At 39.4% G+C, this 20,042-nt stretch carries 16 protein-coding genes; 6 read left to right on the top strand and 10 right to left on the bottom strand.

The genetic code is table 11. The features are described from left to right. Positions 1–15: 15 nt before the first annotated feature. From wbpD to cpxR, 6 genes are all read right to left on the bottom strand, one after another. Positions 16–597, bottom strand: a complete 582-nt coding sequence (gene wbpD, locus ACWPW6_RS18115) for a UDP-2-acetamido-3-amino-2,3-dideoxy-D-glucuronate N-acetyltransferase (protein WP_163762217.1) — start codon at positions 595–597, stop codon at positions 16–18. A 17-nt stretch (positions 598–614) separates the two neighbouring features. After that, the gene (locus tag ACWPW6_RS18110) at positions 615–1,565 is read right to left on the bottom strand and encodes a Gfo/Idh/MocA family protein (protein ID WP_163863360.1); all 951 of its coding nucleotides are present in this window, start codon (positions 1,563–1,565) and stop codon (positions 615–617) included. Positions 1,566–1,600: 35 nt separating this feature from the next. After that, positions 1,601–2,911 carry a nucleotide sugar dehydrogenase gene (locus ACWPW6_RS18105; protein ID WP_249999515.1) on the bottom strand — a complete coding sequence of 437 codons (1,311 nt, stop codon included), beginning with the start codon at positions 2,909–2,911 and terminating at the stop codon, positions 1,601–1,603. Positions 2,912–3,731: 820 nt separating this feature from the next. Then, complete coding sequence (locus ACWPW6_RS18100) at positions 3,732–5,171, bottom strand: capsule assembly Wzi family protein (protein WP_163863356.1); 1,440 nt, start codon at positions 5,169–5,171, stop codon at positions 3,732–3,734. Positions 5,172–5,669: 498 nt separating this feature from the next. Further along, positions 5,670–7,040 (bottom strand): envelope stress sensor histidine kinase CpxA, encoded by a 1,371-nt coding sequence (gene cpxA / locus ACWPW6_RS18095; RefSeq protein WP_154623646.1) that lies wholly within the window; start codon positions 7,038–7,040, stop codon positions 5,670–5,672. Further along, positions 7,037–7,735 (bottom strand): envelope stress response regulator transcription factor CpxR, encoded by a 699-nt coding sequence (gene cpxR, locus ACWPW6_RS18090; RefSeq protein ID WP_004924392.1) that lies wholly within the window; start codon positions 7,733–7,735, stop codon positions 7,037–7,039. Before cpxR ends, cpxA begins: the two co-directional genes overlap by 4 nt. A 153-nt stretch (positions 7,736–7,888) precedes the next feature. On the opposite strand from cpxR, the gene ACWPW6_RS18085 reads away from it, so the two are divergent. The 6 genes from ACWPW6_RS18085 (at position 7,889) to ACWPW6_RS18060 (ending at position 14,205) form a co-directional block, all read left to right on the top strand. Next, complete coding sequence (locus tag ACWPW6_RS18085; RefSeq protein WP_154623647.1) at positions 7,889–8,428, top strand: Spy/CpxP family protein refolding chaperone; 540 nt, start codon at positions 7,889–7,891, stop codon at positions 8,426–8,428. Positions 8,429–8,856: 428 nt separating this feature from the next. After that, complete coding sequence (gene loiP / locus ACWPW6_RS18080) at positions 8,857–9,606, top strand: metalloprotease LoiP (RefSeq protein ID WP_154623654.1); 750 nt, start codon at positions 8,857–8,859, stop codon at positions 9,604–9,606. A gap of 279 nt (positions 9,607–9,885) precedes the next feature. Continuing rightward, the gene (locus tag ACWPW6_RS18075) at positions 9,886–10,527 is read left to right on the top strand and encodes a lysophospholipid acyltransferase family protein (protein ID WP_154623648.1); all 642 of its coding nucleotides are present in this window, start codon (positions 9,886–9,888) and stop codon (positions 10,525–10,527) included. After that, positions 10,524–11,468: a phosphatidate cytidylyltransferase gene (locus tag ACWPW6_RS18070; protein ID WP_154623649.1), complete on the top strand. Its 945-nt coding sequence runs from the start codon at positions 10,524–10,526 to the stop codon at positions 11,466–11,468. The genes ACWPW6_RS18075 and ACWPW6_RS18070 overlap by 4 nt, the downstream gene beginning before the upstream one ends. A gap of 573 nt (positions 11,469–12,041) precedes the next feature. Continuing rightward, the gene (pfkA, locus tag ACWPW6_RS18065) at positions 12,042–13,019 is read left to right on the top strand and encodes a 6-phosphofructokinase (RefSeq protein ID WP_154623650.1); all 978 of its coding nucleotides are present in this window, start codon (positions 12,042–12,044) and stop codon (positions 13,017–13,019) included. A 184-nt stretch (positions 13,020–13,203) separates the two neighbouring features. After that, on the top strand, positions 13,204–14,205 hold the full coding sequence (locus ACWPW6_RS18060) for a sulfate ABC transporter substrate-binding protein (RefSeq protein ID WP_163863354.1): 1,002 nt from the start codon (positions 13,204–13,206) through the stop codon (positions 14,203–14,205). Between the two features lie 164 nt (positions 14,206–14,369). On the opposite strand, the gene ACWPW6_RS18055 is transcribed toward ACWPW6_RS18060, so the two are convergent. The 4 genes from ACWPW6_RS18055 to tpiA all read right to left on the bottom strand — a co-directional run bounded on the left by ACWPW6_RS18055 (position 14,370) and on the right by tpiA (position 19,939). Next, the gene (locus ACWPW6_RS18055) at positions 14,370–15,326 is read right to left on the bottom strand and encodes a porin family protein (protein WP_163863352.1); all 957 of its coding nucleotides are present in this window, start codon (positions 15,324–15,326) and stop codon (positions 14,370–14,372) included. A gap of 126 nt (positions 15,327–15,452) precedes the next feature. Further along, complete coding sequence (locus tag ACWPW6_RS18050) at positions 15,453–17,333, bottom strand: glycoside hydrolase family 3 protein (RefSeq protein WP_154623653.1); 1,881 nt, start codon at positions 17,331–17,333, stop codon at positions 15,453–15,455. Positions 17,334–17,752: 419 nt separating this feature from the next. Next, on the bottom strand, positions 17,753–18,700 hold the full coding sequence (locus ACWPW6_RS18045; protein ID WP_282563579.1) for an OmpG family monomeric porin: 948 nt from the start codon (positions 18,698–18,700) through the stop codon (positions 17,753–17,755). 468 nt (positions 18,701–19,168) lie between these two features. Then, on the bottom strand, positions 19,169–19,939 hold the full coding sequence (gene tpiA, locus ACWPW6_RS18040; RefSeq protein WP_249999511.1) for a triose-phosphate isomerase: 771 nt from the start codon (positions 19,937–19,939) through the stop codon (positions 19,169–19,171). Positions 19,940–20,042: the final 103 nt, after the last annotated feature.

The raw sequence follows: 20,042 nt of genomic DNA, 5'->3' as shown, positions 1-20,042 counted from the left end.
TCTCGTTATTAATTTTTAAGCTTTTATTTTTTGAAGGCGATTACCTGTTAGCACATACTTATCACCAGTATGTGGACAAATAGATTCGGCATTACCATTTAATGGTATATCTAGCTGTTCACCAAATTCGCTCATCCAACCTATTTGCTTAGCAGGTACGCCTACCATTAAAGCATAATTAGGAACATCTTTATTAACTACTGCTCCTGCGCCAATAAAAGCAAATTCCCCAATAGTCACGCCACAAACTATTGTACAGTTAGCACCTAAAGTTGCCCCTTTTTTTACGAGCGTATTTTTATATTGGTCTTTACGTTCAATTAATGAGCGAGGGTTGTAGACATTAGTAAACACCATGCTTGGACCACAAAACACGCCTTCTTCAAGAATAACATTATCGTATACTGAGACATTATTTTGAATTTTGCATTTGTTGCCAATAATAACTTTATTACCAACAAAAACATTTTGACCTAATGAGACATTTTCTCCAATTTTTGCTCCACTACATATATGGACAAAATGCCATACCCGAGAGCCAGATCCTATTTGTGCTCCCTCATCAATGATTGCACTAGTATGTTGATAATAACTCATGGTGTCTACCGTCATCTCTATTTAATTAGTTGGCTTAAGAAAGGGTGAGCTTCATTAGCTGCTGCTGTAGTTGGTTGAGAATCTCTTATTGTATTGACTGTTTCAATACAATGTCTTGCATCTTCTAAGCCATACCCACGACCAGCTAAAATTTCTTTATAACTTATAGTATGTAAATCTGTGAACCCTTTTGAAAATTCTATTTCATCATTATCAACTGTTATCGAACGATAAGTTGTTTGTTTTCCTTTAACTGATTCAGGTAAGTCGTTTGCATCAATTGATAAAAACCAACGTACACGTGCATTTTCATATTCAAGATAGCCTGCGGCTTTCTGTTCATCAGCATAATGCAGATGATTTTTTTCTAGTTTACCAAAAATAAAATGCAGCATATCGAAGAAATGCACACCTATATTTGTTGCAACACCAAATGATTTTCGAGGATCACCTTTCCAACTTTCCATATACCATTTACCGCGAGATGTTATATATGTCAACTCAACGTCATATTTTTCTGCTTTATTTGCATTATTAACTTTTTCTTTTAAGTCGAGTATTGCTTGATGGTGACGTAACTGAAGAATGTTATATACTTTTTTTCCAGTTTCTTTTTCTACTAAAGCTAATTCATCAAGTTGTTCTGAAGTTGGTACTAAAGGCTTCTCACAAATAACATCACAACCTAATCGTAGGCCTGCAGTAATATGAGATAAATGGAGATAGTTTGGAGTACAGATTGAAACGTAATCTAACCGTGTTTCAGCATTACGTTGTAAGCGATATGAGTAATCAGAAAAACGTTCAAACTCTGTAAAAAATTCACTTTGGGGGGAAATACTATCAATTATTCCAACAGAGTCATTAATATCATAAGCTACAGATAGTTCATTATTGGTCTCTATAATAGCTTTCATATGGCGGGGGGCAATATAACCAGCCGCACCAATTAAGGCAAATTTTTTCATTTTATAATCCTTTAATTTAACATTAAATATAAATTTTACGCTTTAATTATATTTTCTGCCGGTTCGCGATAAATACCTCGCGTATCGATCAGTAATTTAGAATGTTTTTTAATTAGTGGATAGTCAAATTTATCATGATTAGTGGCAAGGATGATGGCATCAAATTTTGATAGAGTATCAATTGAGATTTCCTCACTTGATAGATTGAAATGATGTTCTCGCATTTTTGGGAAAACTGGAACATGGGGATCGCTATAAGCGATAGTCGCACCTTTTTCTTGGATAATCTCCATCAACTCAACAGATGGTGACTCTCGCATATCATCAACATTTTTCTTATATGCAATTTCTAAAATAAGTACTTTGCTGCGGCTTAGTGCCTTCCCTTGCTGATTAAGACCATCAATCAATTTATTTAAAACATATTCTGGCATAGCACGATTAATTTCTCCGGACAGCTCTATAAAGCGAGTATTTACACCGTATTCGCGCGCTTTCCATGTCAGATAGAAAGGATCAATTGGTATGCAATGGCCTCCTAATCCCGGACCTGGATAATATGCTGTAAATCCGAATGGTTTTGTTGCAGCAGCATCAATAACTTCAAAGATATCAATTCCCATTTTGTCGGCAACTATTTTCATTTCATTAACTAATCCAATATTAACCGCTCGGTGAATATTCTCTAATAATTTAGTCATTTCAGCTGCTTTAGTTGAACTAACAGGGACTATTTGCTCAATCGCTTTACTATATATTGCTTTACCTGCTCTCAAGCATGAATCGGTGTGTCCACCGATAACTTTAGGTATTGTTCGCGTTTCAAAATTTGGATTACCGGGATCTTCTCGCTCAGGGGAATAAACAAGAAAAATATCCTCACCAACGATAAAGCCTTTCTCTTCAATACGCGGCAATAACTCTTCGTTAGTTGTTCCAGGATATGTGGTACTTTCTAGAGATAATAATTGCCCTTTTCGTAAAAAAGGTTTAAGCATGTCTGTTGTATCAATAATGAAACTGATATCGGGTTCTCTATATTTGTTTAGAGGAGTAGGAACACATAAAATGATAATATCGCATTCGCTAATATGAGAAAAATCTGTTGTAGCTTTAAAGCCTGTTTTTATGGCAGATGTAATTCTATTTGATGATATATGCTCTATATAGCTTTGACCGTTATTCAATTGAGTAACTTTATTTTCATCAATATCAAAACCAACTACTTTATAACCAATTTCATTATATCTAAGCATTAAGGGTAACCCTACGTACCCAAGACCTACAATAGCAACAACTGCAGAGTTATTGTTTATCTTTGCTTCTAAGCTATCAATTATTGACATATCTAACCTTACAAATTTTAATAATGAGATTATTTAATAGAATAAAGATGAACTATAAACTAATTTAAAATCTTAATTTTTATAGTTATAGTCATTCATGTTGATTGAGTTTCATACAAATTTATAGTGGCTAAGCCATGTTGTATATTATGAGATATAGCCATAGCTACCGCACTGGGTTGTCGGGTCCCAGAGCACCATTGAATTCTATATCTATGCTTATTAATTGATAACATTACATTTTTATGCAACTGCTCAATTGATAAGCATTTCTTATCGTTTTTACCCCCCGAGAGGGTATGCCTCTACGCTGACTCGGTCAAGCGAAAGCCACTAATAATAACACTAAATATAGGTTATGACTATTAATGTGATAGTCTTAAAGAATAGTCTTATTGGTTTTGTAAATCATATAAATTCTTTTAAATTATAAGGTTATATTTTTCCTAAATAACGTTTGATAATTGGCAACATTTTATTTTAAGAGAGATAAAATAACCCTATTTTTTGTCAAGGTATTATCTTAATTAAACTAATAACTCTCTCGTTACAAGAGTATCGCGTTAAGATAACTTGAATAATTGAGATATACATCATTTTTATTTTTTGGTTGCCAATGAATATTCGTAAAAGGCGTTTAATTGATAAATTAAGATAATTAATTTTTGATGTAATAACTCAAGAACACTCAATAAGCGATTTCTCGTGTTAATTATAGTGTGGCCTTAACTAATTGCGAATGAGAAGGTGTCAAAAAATGAATAATACCCTAGCTGCATGGAAAGGCTGCTAGGGTATGTCTTTTAGATAAGGGGGAGTATTACCACTTGAATGGCAGTGTCACCATCACGGAAGCACCGATATCATCACGGGTATCGTAATCGGTTTTCGAAACCCAGACTTTAGCGTCTGTACTAACTCGGTCGTCAAAATTATGCCACCAGCCTAAATCAAGACCTTTAATCGTTTCTGACTCAGGGAATGCTTTATTTTGCCATTGGTTTTTGGGATTTACTTTTGCATACATTAATCGAGTACTGATACGGTTACTATCATCTAAAGTATATTCTATTTTCGTTGACAGCATCCTTCCATCTCCCCCCATAGCATGCCCTAAAGGGTATCCTTGCTGGTAATAGCCTGCTTTATATACTGAATGCATATACATAACATTGTAGTTATTCCATTCGGTTCGTGTATTAGCTGCCTCTATGTACCAACTAAGAGGGTTACCAGCCAACGAATGGTATCCTTCAAGTCCCATCATATAAGCATTATGAGATGGGAGATAGCCAGCTTCATCTTCTCCTGTATATTGCCCATATACGCTAAGTGGTAAGTTAATTAATGGGTATAATTTAAGTTTGAAATCAAATCCTGCTAATTGGTTGCCTGGATCTTTGGATTTATCGGTTGTATTGGAATGGCCTGTCATTGCATCCCAAAATGAGCTTGCTGAACTAGGGCGACCATCACCAGCCCACATAATTGTTCTAGCCCCACCTAATTCAAAAAAGTCAGTTGGATTCATTGTTACACGTAGGCCAATTAGTTTCACTCCTGATTGGACAGGATATTGCTTAATTTGCCCAGCAGTCAGCTGATATTGCCATGAACCAATCCATGACAGCCAAGGGGTCTCAAATGGACTTTGGTCTGCACGCTGCATAAGGAAACCAGTAACTGGACGTGCTGCATCAGTACGAATCAAACTACCATCATGACCAGGTCCCCACCATTGAGGGATTTCACCGAAACTTACCCATTGGTTCCAAATTTTTACGCCACCATAAGAACCATTAAGGTTGTAATCAGAGCCATTTTCAACACGTAGCGCTCGTTCAGCGTTGGCTTTTAGATTTAAGTCAACATCGTCGGTACTATAGTTGCCTTCAACGGTGTAACGGAAATCACTGTATTCGCTTTGGGCGAATCCTTGTGGCATGGAAGGCTTACCAGTGGATAAATAGGTTTGTAATTGAACACTATTTTTCGTGCGGTTTAGTTGCTGCTTAATACGTTGTACTATCGCTTCTTGTTCACTATTGGTGATATTGGCATTATTTAGTGAGCGGGTTATTTCTTCTGCCGATAAAGGCCATGTTGAAAGACTAATTTGGATAACATTACGCTCTGATAACCAGGCGAGGTCGTTACGTAGATTGTTATCGGGTAATACGAGTCCTCCAGCAAGAGCGTTACCACTCATTGCACTCAATAACGTTAGGATGGCCAACTTGGTAAGCTTAATTTTTTTCATTGATGAATCCGTTGAGTTGAGTCGTCTAATTTTTTGTGTCTTGATGCAAACAATTGCCTATAAAATAATTCAAATTGAACGCAAATTAAGAGTGATAATTGCCACGCTGAGATTACAGGGATATTTGTCGTATTGATTAGACATGCGTGCTGCGTTCTATATCAATATAATAGGTAATCTTTGAGTAAATAAAAAGCAGATTATCAATATATCCGGTATTTTGTCTGTTTATGATTATAGATCACGAGATAAATAGAAATTGAGGGATTAATATCGAGTATTCATTTTTATTAATATGAGAACTTCCTATTTATTGTTTTTAAATGGCTTTTAATTCCTATCAAAAAATGATGATAAAACGTGTTGATATTGAAATAAGCAAGAATGCTTAAGTAAATAGGTGGGCGTGAGTGAGATATCAATATTGCAAAATAAAAAGTAAGCCCTTTAAATAATCTTATTTAAAGGGCTTAAAATAAAGCTTATGGCTGGATAAGATTATCGACCATGTTCGGGTAACCAAATCTGCAAACGTAAACCACCAAGTGGACTATCGTCAGCTTTTACCCAACCTTTATGTTGTGATATCGCTGTTTCAACAATCGCCAAACCTAACCCCGTGCCTCCGGTCTCTCTATCACGAGCTTCATCAGTGCGATAGAATGGGCGGAAAATATTTTCACGGTCTGCTGGGCTAACCCCAGGGCCATCATCATCAACAGTGATTAATATGCCGTTGTTTTCCTCTTTAAAATTCACCGCAATGTGTGTATTAGAGTAACGAAGGGCATTACGAACAATGTTTTCAAATGCACTGCCAATTGCCGATGGGTTGCAGTAGATAGGCCATGGGCCGGGCGGTGCGGTTACATCCAACGTTTTATTCATTTGCTCTGCTTCAAAGCGAGCATCCTCTAAAATATCTCCCCATAAATCATCGGCTTTAATGTTCTCCCTGAGGATTTCATTTTTGTGTTGGCTACGTGATAACACCAATAAGTCGTTGATCATACTATCTAAGCGATGGGTTTCGGTTTCGATGCGTTCTAACTCTTTACTTTCACCGTGGCGACGACGTAATAGTGCCGTTGCCAACTGCAATCGAGTTAATGGCGTTCGTAATTCGTGTGAGATATCAGAAATTAAACGTTGTTGGGCGGTGACCATGCCATCAAGCGCACTGATCATCTGGTTAAAACTATTACCTGTAGAAAGAAATTCTTGAGGTCCAGATTCAAGTTCAGGGTGTGGACGTAAATTGCCTTTTGCGACATCGTCAGCTGCCATTTTTAATTTACGAGCAGGGCGAGCCAGACTCCATGATAGCCAAAGTAGTAACGGAGCACTGATTAACATGGTGGCAATTAACAGCAGGAATGGTCTATCAAACAATAAGTTAATAAAGTCTGATTGCGGGCTATTTGCCGGTCGTACTAAATAGAGTTGATAGTGATCTTCACCGTCGCGAATGGAAAACGGTCCAAGAATTTCGGCTCGTCCGTATTTTTTCTTTTTCGGGTGATCGGCGTTGTCGGATTGCCCGATAAAGTTACGGATCACTTGCATTTCACTGGGCATCGCACCGATAACACGTCCTTCACTGGTCACAATGATGAGACGTTGCCCCGGGGGAGCCCATTTTTTGATGGAGTTAGAAATACGTCGCCACCAAAGTAGGTCGTTCATCGGTGCCTGTGCAAGTTCGGCTTCGATGTGTTGCTCAAGCATCTCCCCTTGGCGTTGCTCACTTTCCAGTAGGGAAGTGAGCTGCCTAGAGTCTAGCTTGGGTACCATCAGCACTAGCATTAAAACTAGTGCGAGGGTAAACCAGAAAATCGCAAATATTCTCGCGGTTAAGCTATTTATCATGTTGCTGAAACCATCAAGTATCCACGGCCACGCAAGGTTTTAAACCAAGGTTGACCATCTGTACGTTCTGGGAGTTTACGGCGTAAGTTAGATATGTGCATATCAATTGCACGGTCAAACGGTGTTAACCGCTTACCGAGCACTTCTTGACTTAAATGTTCTCTTGAAACAACTTGACCAAGGTGCTGTGCTAATAAATACAGTAACGTGAATTCGGTACCTGTTAGGTCAAGAATTTCATTGTCAAAGCTAGCTTCTTGGCGGCCTGGATTCAATTGTAGTTTATCCACCTGTAATACTGGTGTATTGCTGTTATCTCCTTGGTTTTGTTCACTCCAATTAGAGCGGCGCAATAATGCACGGATACGCGCGACTAATTCACGGTCATTAAAAGGCTTAGGCAAATAGTCGTCAGCACCTAATTCTAACCCTAATACTTTGTCGAGTTCGCTTCCGCGGGCAGTCAACATAATAACGGGGGTTTGGTGGATTTGACGTAGCTCTTTTAATGTCTCAATACCATTTTTCTTTGGCATCATGACATCGAGTAATAACAGGTCAATGGACGAATCAAGTTGTTGCAAAGCCTGTTCACCATCATAGGCGATGACAACGTTGAAACCTTCCATTTCGAGCAGTTCTTTTAAGAGCGACGTGAGTTCACGGTCGTCATCAACTAATAGGATTTTATGCATGTGTTTAAGTCCTCCAGCTGCCAAAATACGATAACAATCTTCACGATTCCATGACTTTACGTTCTTTTACATGCTCTGACGCTAGTTTGCAGCCACCAGCGTATAGTTGTCTACATTGAATCACGAGCACTGTCCGAGAACAAGGAGTTGGGAATGCAAAGAACAGCACAAACAACAGTTATGTTGACGTTAACCTCTGCATTTATTATCGGATCAGTGACGGCTTTTGGGGATACACCAGAAAATATTATTCAAACTGGTGATTCATCGACTCCCCTAATGTTACAAATGCAAAATGAGCCGGAGTCTCCATCAGTAGTTGCTCAGCTTCAGCACCATGAGCTGTTTGGTAATGCAGAACGCACAAGTACATTTATGTTTAATGGTATCACGTTAAATGAAAAACAGCGTCAGCAATTGCGAGATTTAATGGCAACACAGCGTCGTTATCAATTTGATAACCCAGTTTCCATGCAAGAGCGTGAAGCACTGCACAATTTAATCATCGCCGATGATTTTGATGAAAAAGCGGTTCGTGACCAGTTAGAAAAACATATGCAAAAAGAATTGGCCCAGCGTGTTGAAATGGCGCGTATTCACCATGAGTTGTACCAGCTATTAACACCTGAGCAGAAAGCCCAACTTGAGCAGATCCATCAACAGAAGATGTCTCAATTTCAGGCTTTACAGTAAATAGTTTTGTTGAAGTTGTTTAATTCGAAATTCTCTTGATCGTAGTAGTGAAGTAGCAATAAGTGAAGTTTTTCCTTGCCATAGACACCATCCCTGTCTTTTACAGCCCCTTCTTGGGGCTATTTTTTTGCCTATTACTATGTATCATAGGCCTTATAAATCCAAAAAAGACTGATTTAATGAATATGAACAGTTGAATTGTGCACAGGTTAATATCGGGATAGGGCTTTCCTGTTATTTAATTTTAATCATATTATTTAGTCTATCGTGATTTATTCTGCTGCAAATTCTACTATTGAGATAAAAAACAGATGAACTTCACTTTATAAGTCGATTCTTACTATATTCCTATTGTTATTTTTTGCAGACTTTATAGTCTTTAAAACCTTAAAAAGAATGGTTATGTGTATTGCAAAGGAAAAAATATGATGAAGATGAAGGCGCTTGTTGCAGTCGCTGTTTCAGCCGTGATTTTGACGGGATGTAAAAACTTAGATCAGGGCATGCTAACAAACTCGGGTATGCAATTACTGCAAGCTGCTACTTTAACTGACGGTGACGTGAAGCAATTAAGTGACCAGTCATGTAAAGAGATGGATGCACAAAATAAAATTGCACCTGCTTCTAGCAAATACTCGAAGCGCTTAGATAAAATTGCTAAAGCATTAGGCAATGAAATCGATGGCACTCCTGTTAACTATAAAGTTTATCTGACCGATGAAGTAAATGCGTGGGCAATGGCGAATGGCTGTGTGCGTGTTTATAGCGGTTTGATGGATATGATGAATGATAATGAAGTTGAAGGTGTATTAGGCCACGAAATGGGCCACGTTGCACTGGGTCACTCACGTAAAGCTATGCAAGTTGCTTATGCCGCTGTTGCTGCCCGCACCGCAGCGGCTTCAGCAGGTGGCGTGGTTGAGCAATTGAGCGCGTCTCAGGTTGCTGCATTGGGTGAAAAACTGGTTAACTCTCAGTTCTCTCAACACCAAGAAAGTCAGGCGGATGATTTCTCTTATGACCTGCTGAAAAAGCGTGGAATTAAAACCGAAGGTCTGGCAACCAGTTTTGAAAAATTAGCAAAACTGGGCGGTAGCGAAAGCAGCATGTTTGACTCGCATCCACCGTCAGCTGAACGTGCTCAACATATCCGTGACCGTATTGCGGCTGATAAATAAGCCTTTTTGTTAGTCAACAATCATATTGAAGTGCAGCTATGGTGAATCCATCGCTGCACTTTTTTTTGCATTTTTTGTGAGTTTTTTCAGAGAATTTGCAGCGTGTCTGCGAGTGTAATCTCAAATAAGAGGAATTCAGAGCTTCCCTGTTGTGCTAATAAATAAACCCGTTTAGCTTAAGTCTTAATTTTCATTTCTGATGTGTTAATTAAAAAATATTTATCCCTTCTGACTAAGAACTGGGTAGAAAAATAGAAAAACGCTTTGCAAGGAATAAAGATGGAAAAAGCTCAAAGAGTTTCTTTGATGGCAAAAGGAATGGGGATGTTATTATCATTTACTTGCCGCTTATTAACCGGTGTACGTACGCGTTGGGTCGGTTGTCAACCAACGATGACGTCTCGTATATATTATGCGAATCACTCTAGTCACCTTGATGGTCTTGTTATTTGGTCTGGCTTACCTCCTTTAATGCGCCATACCGTCCATCCTGTGGCAGCAAAAGATTATTGGGATAAAACACCGTTTAGACGTTATTTGGTTAATAAAGTATTCCGAGCCGTATTGGTTGATCGAAAAGGGGAGGGTGCCGCCAAAGACAATATATTAGCGCCGTTAGAAGCGGTGTTAGTACAGCAACAATCATTGATCCTCTTTCCGGAAGGCACTCGCGGCGATGGCGAAGAATTAAGTCATTTCAAAAGTGGTATTTACCACCTAGCTAAAAAATTTCCTCATGTCGAAGTGGTTCCTGTTTATCTTGAAAATTTAAACCGTGTGTTGCCAAAAGGCTCCAAGCTCGTGGTTCCCGTTATTTGTTCCGCGGTAGTGGGAGCGCCTCTCTCGCCATTAGGCGAGGATGAATCTAAAGCTGAATTTTTACAACGCGCTAAATCTGCATTAGAGGAGTTGATGCCATGAGCCTTTGGGATAGCGAGATCGTGTTATTGCTATCGGGTGTATTCAGTATACTCGTGGTAGCCAGTATCATTGGTGGGATCCTTGCTTATCGCTATTCAGGAGAAAAGAGCAATCCTACAATCGACAATTTAAATGCCAGAATACGTGCATGGTGGTTGATGTGTATCGTGTGTGTATTGGCCGTTGTGATAGGCAATATCGGTGTTGTGATTTTATTTGCGCTAATTTCATTTTTCGCATTGAGAGAGTTTATTACTTTAACGCCAACTCGACGTAGTGATCATGAAGCGTTATTTTGGTGCTTTTTTATATTCCTGCCGTTGCAATATGTTTTGGTTGGTATTCAGTGGTATGGCATGTTTTCTATTTTTGTACCGGTATTCGTATTTCTTTTCTTACCGACACGTATCGCTTTAGCGGGGGATACTTATCATTTTCTTGAACGCACAGCCAAAATTCAGTGGGGCATGTTAGTTGCGGTGTTTTGTTTAAGTCATGTTCCTGCTTTATTGATGTTAGATATTCAAGGTTATGAAGGCGAGAATGTAAAATTACTCCTGTTTTTAATTGTTGTGACCCAACTTTCTGATGTGTTGCAGTATGTGTTTGGGAAATTGTTTGGCAAACATCCGATAGTGCCAAAATTAAGTCCTAATAAAACAATTGAAGGCTTTATCGGTGGCATACTCTCTTCGGTGCTTATCGGGATCTGTTTATATTGGGTAACGCCTTTCAGTTGGTGGGTTGCAGGATTGATGTCTCTTGCGATCACTTTAATGGGATTCGTCGGGGGGTTATGTATGTCGGCGATCAAACGTGATAGTGGTATTAAAGATTTCGGCGCAATTATTGAAGGGCATGGTGGCATGTTAGACCGTATCGACTCGTTATGTTTCGCAGCGCCAATATTCTTTCACTTAACACGTTATTTTTATACGTAATTTGGCTTCTGTGTTCGATTAACTCCAAAATGAAAAAAGTGCTTGAACCCGCGCGGGTCAAGCACTCAACTAAAGCCTATCAAATTTTATACCTCGCGACAGTTGTTGTGTTTAGCAACCCAACGACGGCATGTTGTCGTCCTCACGCTACTGGGGAATGATGCAAGGAGGTTCACCTTGGCTTCCTTAACACCCGTGAATAATGGCGCTTTATCATGTGAATATAGATAACCGTGCGAGTGACTGCCGCTGATGTTTAACTCGCAAGGTTAACTTTCTATTTCATATCAATGCTATGATGGAGACTTAATTTTTGTTTCGAAGTAAGGCAACAACCGCTATAGTGAGCCTGTGTTTTTACGGTAATCCATTTTATGAACTAAAATTGTGTAGACTGGATCACAATAAAGTATCAAAACTTGATGGAAAACAGGTATATCAGTACCTTTACCGTATTATAGTGGTAGGTGAATCAATTCAGCACGATGGTTTATAATCGAATTTGATGTAGAAAAGCGCAGGTGTTGTGTCTTTTATCGATTTGCAATTTATATTCATTAATCAGAGGTCATCATGGTCAAGCAGATTAAAAGAATTGGGGTATTAACAAGCGGTGGTGATGCACCAGGTATGAATGCTGCAATCCGCGGCGTGGTACGTGCTGCATTGAGCGAAGGGTTAGAAGTCATGGGTATCTATGATGGATATCTAGGTTTATATGAAAATCGCATGAAACAGCTAGACCGTTATAGTGTTTCTGACATGATTAACCGCGGTGGTACCTTCCTCGGATCTGCGCGTTTTCCTCAATTCCGCGATGAAAAAGTTCGTGCTGTTGCCATTGAGAATCTGAAAAAAAATCATATTGATGCTCTGGTCGTGATTGGTGGTGATGGTTCTTATCTCGGTGCTAAAGCATTAACAGAAGCTGGTTTCCCATGTATTGGTCTACCCGGCACTATCGATAATGACGTTGCAGGAACAGACTATACCATTGGTTACTTCACTGCCCTTGAAACCGTTGTTGAAGCGATTGACCGTCTGCGTGATACCTCAACTTCTCACAAACGTATTTCTATTGTTGAAGTGATGGGACGCTACTGTGGTGATTTAACGCTATCCGCGGCGATTGCGGGAGGGTGTGAGTTCTTAGTCTTGCCTGAAAATGAAATGGCTTATGATCGTGAAGAGCTGTTGTCTGAAATCAAACAAGGTATTGAGAAAGGCAAGCGACATGCCATCGTTGCGATTACAGAACATGTTTGCGATGTTGATGAATTAGCTAAATATATTGAAGCAGAAACCCATCATGAAACGCGTGCAACGGTACTGGGGCATATTCAACGTGGTGGATCGCCTGTTGCCTATGACCGTATTTTGGCCTCGCGTATGGGGGCATACTCTATTCAGCTCCTTTTAGAGGGCTATGGCGGTCGTTGTGTCGGGATCCAAAACGAAAAATTGGTTCACCATGACATTATTGATGCGGTAATGAACATGAAGCGCGTCTTTAAGAAAGATTGGTACGATACAGCGAAAAAACTGTACTGATTTTTACCTCTACAATTGCAAATCTCTCCTGTATCGTGCATTAACGGCACGATACAGGTTTGTTCTCTCTCATCGAATTCACGGTATATTCTTTTGTTGCATAAATTGTCATTTTTAATTATTTCATGTTATCTATGAAATCTGTCAGCCTGCCTTAACATTTAAATGAATGAGGTATGGAAGAATGGCACGAAAATGGCAGTCAGCAACGGCATTGTTATTAATCCTGACGACGGGAGCATGGGCGAAAAACATTCAATTATTAAATGTTTCTTATGATCCGACTCGGGAATTTTACCAGCAATATAACCAAGCTTTTAGCCAGTATTGGCAAGGAAAAACTGGGGATACGGTAACCATTCGTCAGTCTCATGGTGGTTCAGGTAAACAAGCAACATCTGTCATTAATGGCTTGGAAGCCGATGTCGTCACGCTAGCGTTAGCTTATGATGTTGATGCCATAGCGGACAGCGGGCGCATTGATAAAAATTGGATAAAACGGCTCCCCGATAATTCCGCACCTTACACTTCAACAATTGTCTTTCTTGTCCGTAAAGGTAATCCTAAAAATATCCAAGATTGGGATGATTTGATCCGTCAAGATGTTGCGATTGTGACACCGAATCCCAAAACCTCAGGCGGAGCGCGTTGGAATTATCTTGGGGCTTGGGGATATGCTTTGGAAAAAAATCATCATGACCCAGAGAAAGCCAAACAATTTGTTAAACAACTCTATCAAAATGTTGAGGTGTTAGATTCTGGTGCTCGCGGCGCAACAAATAGCTTTGTGGAACGTGGAATTGGAGATGTATTAATTGCGTGGGAAAACGAGGCGTTATTAGCGATTAATGAGCTTGGTGAAAATGGTGAATTTGAAATTGTGACGCCTAGCATCTCTATTTTAGCTGAGCCTACTGTGGCTGTGGTTGATAAAACCGTCGATAAACGTGACCGGCGAGAAGTCGCACAAGCCTATTTGGAGTATTTATACTCCCCTGAAGGGCAAGAAATAGCCGCTAAAAATTATTACCGACCCCGTGATGCGGATGTCGCTAAAAAATATCAGCAACGCTTTCCTAAACTGAAACTATTGACGGTTGATGATGTGTTTGGCGGTTGGACTCAAGCGCAATCTACGCATTTTGCCAATGGGGGCGTTTTTGATGAGATTAGTCGCCGCCCCTAACACTCACGGCATATTTTGAGTTGCCGACATCATTTTTGTGCACCTAACGGCCGGTTCTTTAGCCACCGAACGGCATGTTACATAGGAGAAACAGGGGTTGCTTTATGATGCTTGTGGATTGCTACCGCTCAATGAGGGGATGAGCGGTAGCAATATTTTTTCTGTTATTGCCAGACGTATTTCACGCCTAATTGGCCTAAGTAGAATGTTTGGCGGTTATGACTACCAGAGGTAATGCCGGCACCTTTCGGATTTTCCCAAGTACTCGGTTCAACCGCGAATCCACCCCATAATGTGATTTTGGGGGTTAAATTATAGAAAACTTGTGTGCCAACTCGGTAACCCTCTTTCACTTTCTGGGTCGTACGTTGGTTGCTGTCGTAATTGTGCTCATTTAGGTAATAGCGGAAGTACGGCATAATACTCCATTCTTGGTTTAGGGTAACTGGGAAGTAGCCACGGATTTGGTTTTGTTCCCATGTTTTATTGAAGTCTTTATCCCATGTCCAGTCGGTGTACATATAGAGTTTAGCGGTTGCCGAATCATTCACCTTGTAGACGATACCGTGCTCGGATTCCCACTCATAACTATTGGGGGCGTGGAAATTATCGTAGTGGTAAAACGCATCCCAGAAATTAAATGCCCACTTATCGTTGAAATTATAAGTCCCGCTAGGCATCAACCAAAATAGTGTGTTCGATGGACGCGCCATCGTTCCGGGAGCCGAGTCATTTGATTCTTTTCGGTAGGTCACGTTTAGGTTGAATTGCCCTACATCGCTCGAATACATTTTACGTGTTGCCCCAATTTGGGTACGGTTACGAATAAAAGAGTCTTTTGATGTAGAGAAATTATGGTTATAGCTTCTTAAAGACTCTTTGTGTTCAAGAAAGAAGCTCCATTTAGATTCAGGGTTTGATAAGAAGAGCTGGCCTATCATCGTTGTTTTGTCATATACCTTGCCGCCACTGGTATTATGGTGACCTTCAAATTTTTCTAATTCCATATAAACGTTAGACGTAATTCGCCAGTAGTCATTATTTATAGGCTCAGCCGCTAATACTGGGGTAGCAAGGCTAGTAACAGAGAGAAAGAGTAAACCATTCAATGATATTTTCATGATGATCCTTTAATTTTTAATTATTGTTTATGAGGTAGCAGTGTTTGTTTTTGTTGAGGTGTAATAACCAGCCTTATATTTCCGATGGAGATATAGAGGCTGGAAAGTACAGAGTGAAAATAGGAGTTAATGTGTTGTGTTGTAGGTTTCACCGTAACCATAAGGAAACAGGATTTTATCCCCTTGAGGGTTCTTGATATTGACCGGCAGTTGCCCCTTAGGCATATTCAAAGGTTGTGTCTGTTGGTCTGCAAATAATGTGCGTAATCCACTACGAATATTTGTTTCCAGTGAATTACGGTTATTATTCGTAATATCAAATCCAGTAATGCCGTAGATAGCGATGTTAGCTTTAACGTCTTTCAAATAGGCGATATCGTAAGGGTTACGAGAGGAAATAACGACGAGCGGAATATTTGCTTTATTCGCTTCATCAATGATTATCTGAGCGTTAGTTGGATTATCTTTTAAGTTATAGGTGGTCAATAAGATCAGATCTTGGTTTTTTAATCGAGGTTTAATATCTTTTTCAGTGAGGGTGTTTTCCGCTAATTTGATCACGATTTCTTGGCTATCAATAGTGACACCCGTTTCATTAGCAATAGCATTTAAGTGTTTTTGAATTAATTCATTACGTGGTTTTTCATCGGAAATGACGAGTATTCTATTTTGTGGTTTCAAGATATAAGGCAGCACATGATCATTTTTGATCACCGTAATCGCTTGCTCTGAAACCATATTCTCCAGATCTTTATGGCCTTTAGAGGCGACAATCTGTTGAGCATTTTTTAAATCAACCGGTTGAGCGGTGATCTCTTGCTGTAATTTTTTCAGTATGACGCGTTTAGCCGACTCATCAATACGTTTTTGTAATTCAGGGTTTTTCTTAGCCTCACTTTCAAGATAGCGATACATATTGTCTAGACGAGTAATTGATTCGCTGTCCCACATTTTGATTGGCATAAGGATGATATCCGAGCCTGCTAATAAAGAGGTTTCTACAGCCCAATTCATATCAAAATTATCCGCAATCGCTCCCATATCCATGGCGTCAGTGATGATGAGGCCATCATAATTTAGCTCATCACGTAAAATGCCGTGTAGGATAGGTTTTGACAGCGTAGCGGGTGTTCCCACCTCTTTCCCTGTTAGCGTTTTGATCTTGCTGTTATCGAGGGCAGGCACAATGATGTGCGCCGTCATTACTGCGTCTGCGCCATGGTTGAGCGCATACTGGAAGGGCGGTAACTCTGTAGAGCGCCACTCTTGTTCATTTGAATTCACGACAGGTAAGTCTACGTGAGAGTCAGAGGAAACATTACCATGCCCAGGGAAGTGTTTTAGTGAGGTCAATAAATTGTATTTATGGATGCCTTTGATGTAATTGGTCGAAAGCTGTTCGACCAGCTCTTTATTATCCGAATAGGAGCGCACACCAATGACAGGGTTATTTTGATTGTTATTCACATCGACAACAGGGCCAAAGTTGATATTAAAGCCGAGGCTGGATAATTCATAGCCATGGATCATGCCGGTTAGCTCTGCGAGAGCAGGATTACGGGTCGCGCCTAAGGCCATATTACCGGGCATTTCGGTTCCGACACGAAGGCGAGTGACATAGCCGCCTTCTTGGTCAGTACCAATAAAGAGTGGCAAATTACTACGGGAAGCTTGTAGCTGGTTAATTAATTCCACCGTTTGGGGGGTATCAATTAAATTTTCACGGAACAAGATGACAGAACCTAAGTGGTATTGATTAATCACTTTAGAAACTTCCTCGTTCATGACCAGAAATGGAGCTGGCTCACCTTTGCTATCCTGATTCCAATATCTGAAGTCCAACATAAATAGTTGGCCAATTTTTTCGGCTTCAGACATATTATTGACAATTTCTTCAGCAGATTTTTGTTTGTTTTTCCACAAAGTATCAAGCTGTGCTTGTGAAATAGGTTCAGCTAACGACACGGCGCTCAATAAACAGAGGGAAAGTAGAGTCAGATTTTTCATCGAGTTATCCCTAAGTTATTTTTCGATGAATAATAAGTAGGGTTAATTAATTATAAAGTGAGATAAATCACAGATAAGATTATTCTTATTTGTTATGAAAGAAGAATAGTTATCGATTTAACAAATTGTGCTATATTAAATAGCGCATTGATTTTGTTTGATTAATTTTGTGGAATACTTAATATTTCTATAGAATAATTCCACTTTGGAATTATTCCCTTATGTGATCTAGGCTGTGAATTGCGTGAAAAGATTTAATTATCTAAACTATTAATTGAAACTGAATTTTTATTCTGATTAATGTGTAAAAAATGTTTTAATTATTAATTTTAATATAAAATATAGCGTTTAATAAAAAAGCCGTATTACTGCTATTACGACTTTTTTATCTTTTAAAATAAAGTGTTGTGTTCCGCTTATCATTGCCAAGAGTATTTGATACCAATTTGCCCCAAGTAGTAGGTTTGACTATGACTCCTTCCTGATGTCATATGATTGTTTATGGGGTATTTCCACTGTGTCGCTTCAATCGCTGCGCCACCCCAGAGTGTTAATTTGGGGGTCACGTTATAAGCGATTTGTGTTCCAATACGATAGCCGTTTTTGATCCGTTGAGTTAAATTTTTCTGGCTATCATAACTGCTGTCATTCAAAAAATAGCGAAAATAAGGCGTAATCGCCCATTTTTCACTGATCTTAATAGGGAAGTAGCCTCTTATTTGATCCCGTGCAAAAACTTGATTGAAATCTTTATCCCACACTCTATCGTTATATAAAGTGAATTTTGCTGTAACGGCATTCGAGTGTTTGTAAGTGACGCCGTGTTCAGCTTCCCACTCATAGTAGTTTGATGCTAAAAAGTTACTGTAGTAATAGAGCGCATCCCAAAAATCAAAAGACCATTTTTTATTAATTTGAATGCTACCTGCTGGCATTAACCAATATAAGCTATTGGATGAAAGCGCGGTGGTATTTGGTGCGGAATCATTGGATTCTTTTCGGTAACTTCCATTTAGACTGAATGCTGCAACCGCACTTTGGTAGAGCTGGCGGGTCGCGCCAATTTGAGTTCGATTACGGATAGAGGAGTCACGGGAACTCGAAAAGTCATGCCCATAATTTTTTAATGACTCACGATGTTCGAAATAAAAGCCCCATAATGATTGCGGGTTAGTCAGTGCAAGCTTACCTACCATGCTGACTTTGTCGAATACTTTGTTATTAAAGCTGTCTCGTTGACCTTGGTACTCTTCAACTTCGACATAAACATCTGTGTCTACATGCCAATAATCATTACTGGCTTGGGAAAAAGCGGTTGTTGGTAATATTATGACTGTGCTTAGAATTAAACCTTTAAAATATTCCATAATCATCCTTATCGTGAATGCTTTATTTGATGAAAATTAATAATGCAATGTTGATGACGAATAGCCGTTATCATTTTTTATTTAACAGTAAGGTGTTATTTATCGTTAACATTCATTTTTTTAAAACGTGTAAATAATTTAAGGTCGAAGCCAATGTGAATTTAATGTAAAAAAAGTCGCCTTGTCGAGTATTCTTGATAAGAGGTATGAAAGGAATATTTAAGATTATTAGTGGGATAAGTAATAAATCATATTGATGATTTATAGTTTATTTTTCTAGGGATGATAAAATGCGAAAAGGAATAATTTATTTTAGGGAGTTTTTGTTTTTGTGACTCAAATAAATAAAATGAATTTTCTTTATTGTGGAAATATATTGTTTTTTATTAGTGTTATTATTCTTTTATTATGGCAGCAAATAAAAAAACCGCCAATAAACATTGACGGTTTATTCTCAATAAAAATAAATTATTTCGCGTTTTTCGCTTCAGCAGCCGCTTTAACAATCACAGCAAATGCGTCAGATTTTAATGACGCGCCACCGACGAGTGCACCATCAATATCTGGTTGAGTGAAAAGCTCTGCCGCATTACTTGCATTAACAGAACCACCATATTGGATGATCACTTGTGCTGCGATGGCAGCATCTTTTTTCGCAATGTGGTCACGAATGAATTTATGAACAGCTTGTGCTTGCGCTGGGGTCGCTGATTTGCCTGTACCGATAGCCCAAATAGGCTCATAAGCAATCACTGCTCCTTGGAATGCCTGCGCGCCCAGTGTATTGAGCACCGCATCGATTTGGCGAGCACACACTTCTTCTGTTTTACCCGCTTCGTTTTCCGCTTCTGTTTCACCAATGCACAGCACAGGGATCAAACCTTGTTCTTTCAATACCGCAAATTTTTTAGCAATAAACTCATCGCTTTCTTTATGGTATGTACGGCGCTCAGAGTGACCGATGATAATGTATTTTGCACCGATATCTTTGAGCATTTCAGCAGATGTTTCACCAGTGAATGCGCCGGAAAGGTTTACGTCAACGTTTTGTGCACCTAATGCGATACGGCTACCTGCAAGCGCATGTTTTGCTTGACCTAGGTAGATAGCAGGTGGGGCAATCGCTACATCGCAGCCATCAACACTGCTCAGTTCATTGCGTAAACCCGCGATCAGGTCATTAACCATATGGGTGCTGCCGTTCAGTTTCCAGTTACCCATTACCAATGGATGTCGCATGTTGTTTCCTCCAACCAGAGAGTTTGATTTATCAATAAGTGACTCGCCGCGCTGTTACATTTTGTGCAACGAGAAAAATGTTTCTGTCACTGTGCCTAAAATT

This window comes from Providencia sp. Marseille-Q8014 (genome assembly GCF_965112055.1).
Note: the sequence above shows the minus strand (reverse complement) of the source record. Positions and strands in the feature narration are given on the sequence as shown.

Excerpts from the sequence above, each read along its gene's own strand:
- pfkA (WP_154623650.1), top strand. The coding sequence starts at position 12,042 with ATGGTCAAGCAGATTAAAAGAATTGGGGTATTAACAAGCGGTGGTGAT.
- wbpD (WP_163762217.1), bottom strand. The coding sequence starts at position 597 with ATGAGTTATTATCAACATACTAGTGCAATCATTGATGAGGGAGCACAA.
- ACWPW6_RS18105 (WP_249999515.1), bottom strand. The coding sequence starts at position 2,911 with ATGTCAATAATTGATAGCTTAGAAGCAAAGATAAACAATAACTCTGCA.
- ACWPW6_RS18110 (WP_163863360.1), bottom strand. The coding sequence starts at position 1,565 with ATGAAAAAATTTGCCTTAATTGGTGCGGCTGGTTATATTGCCCCCCGC.
- loiP (WP_154623654.1), top strand. The coding sequence starts at position 8,857 with ATGAAGATGAAGGCGCTTGTTGCAGTCGCTGTTTCAGCCGTGATTTTG.
- ACWPW6_RS18085 (WP_154623647.1), top strand. The coding sequence starts at position 7,889 with ATGCAAAGAACAGCACAAACAACAGTTATGTTGACGTTAACCTCTGCA.
- ACWPW6_RS18075 (WP_154623648.1), top strand. The coding sequence starts at position 9,886 with ATGGAAAAAGCTCAAAGAGTTTCTTTGATGGCAAAAGGAATGGGGATG.
- ACWPW6_RS18045 (WP_282563579.1), bottom strand. The coding sequence starts at position 18,700 with ATGGAATATTTTAAAGGTTTAATTCTAAGCACAGTCATAATATTACCA.
- ACWPW6_RS18100 (WP_163863356.1), bottom strand. The coding sequence starts at position 5,171 with ATGAAAAAAATTAAGCTTACCAAGTTGGCCATCCTAACGTTATTGAGT.
- ACWPW6_RS18070 (WP_154623649.1), top strand. The coding sequence starts at position 10,524 with ATGAGCCTTTGGGATAGCGAGATCGTGTTATTGCTATCGGGTGTATTC.
- cpxA (WP_154623646.1), bottom strand. The coding sequence starts at position 7,040 with ATGATAAATAGCTTAACCGCGAGAATATTTGCGATTTTCTGGTTTACC.
- ACWPW6_RS18060 (WP_163863354.1), top strand. The coding sequence starts at position 13,204 with ATGGCACGAAAATGGCAGTCAGCAACGGCATTGTTATTAATCCTGACG.
- ACWPW6_RS18050 (WP_154623653.1), bottom strand. The coding sequence starts at position 17,333 with ATGAAAAATCTGACTCTACTTTCCCTCTGTTTATTGAGCGCCGTGTCG.
- tpiA (WP_249999511.1), bottom strand. The coding sequence starts at position 19,939 with ATGCGACATCCATTGGTAATGGGTAACTGGAAACTGAACGGCAGCACC.
- ACWPW6_RS18055 (WP_163863352.1), bottom strand. The coding sequence starts at position 15,326 with ATGAAAATATCATTGAATGGTTTACTCTTTCTCTCTGTTACTAGCCTT.
- cpxR (WP_004924392.1), bottom strand. The coding sequence starts at position 7,735 with ATGCATAAAATCCTATTAGTTGATGACGACCGTGAACTCACGTCGCTC.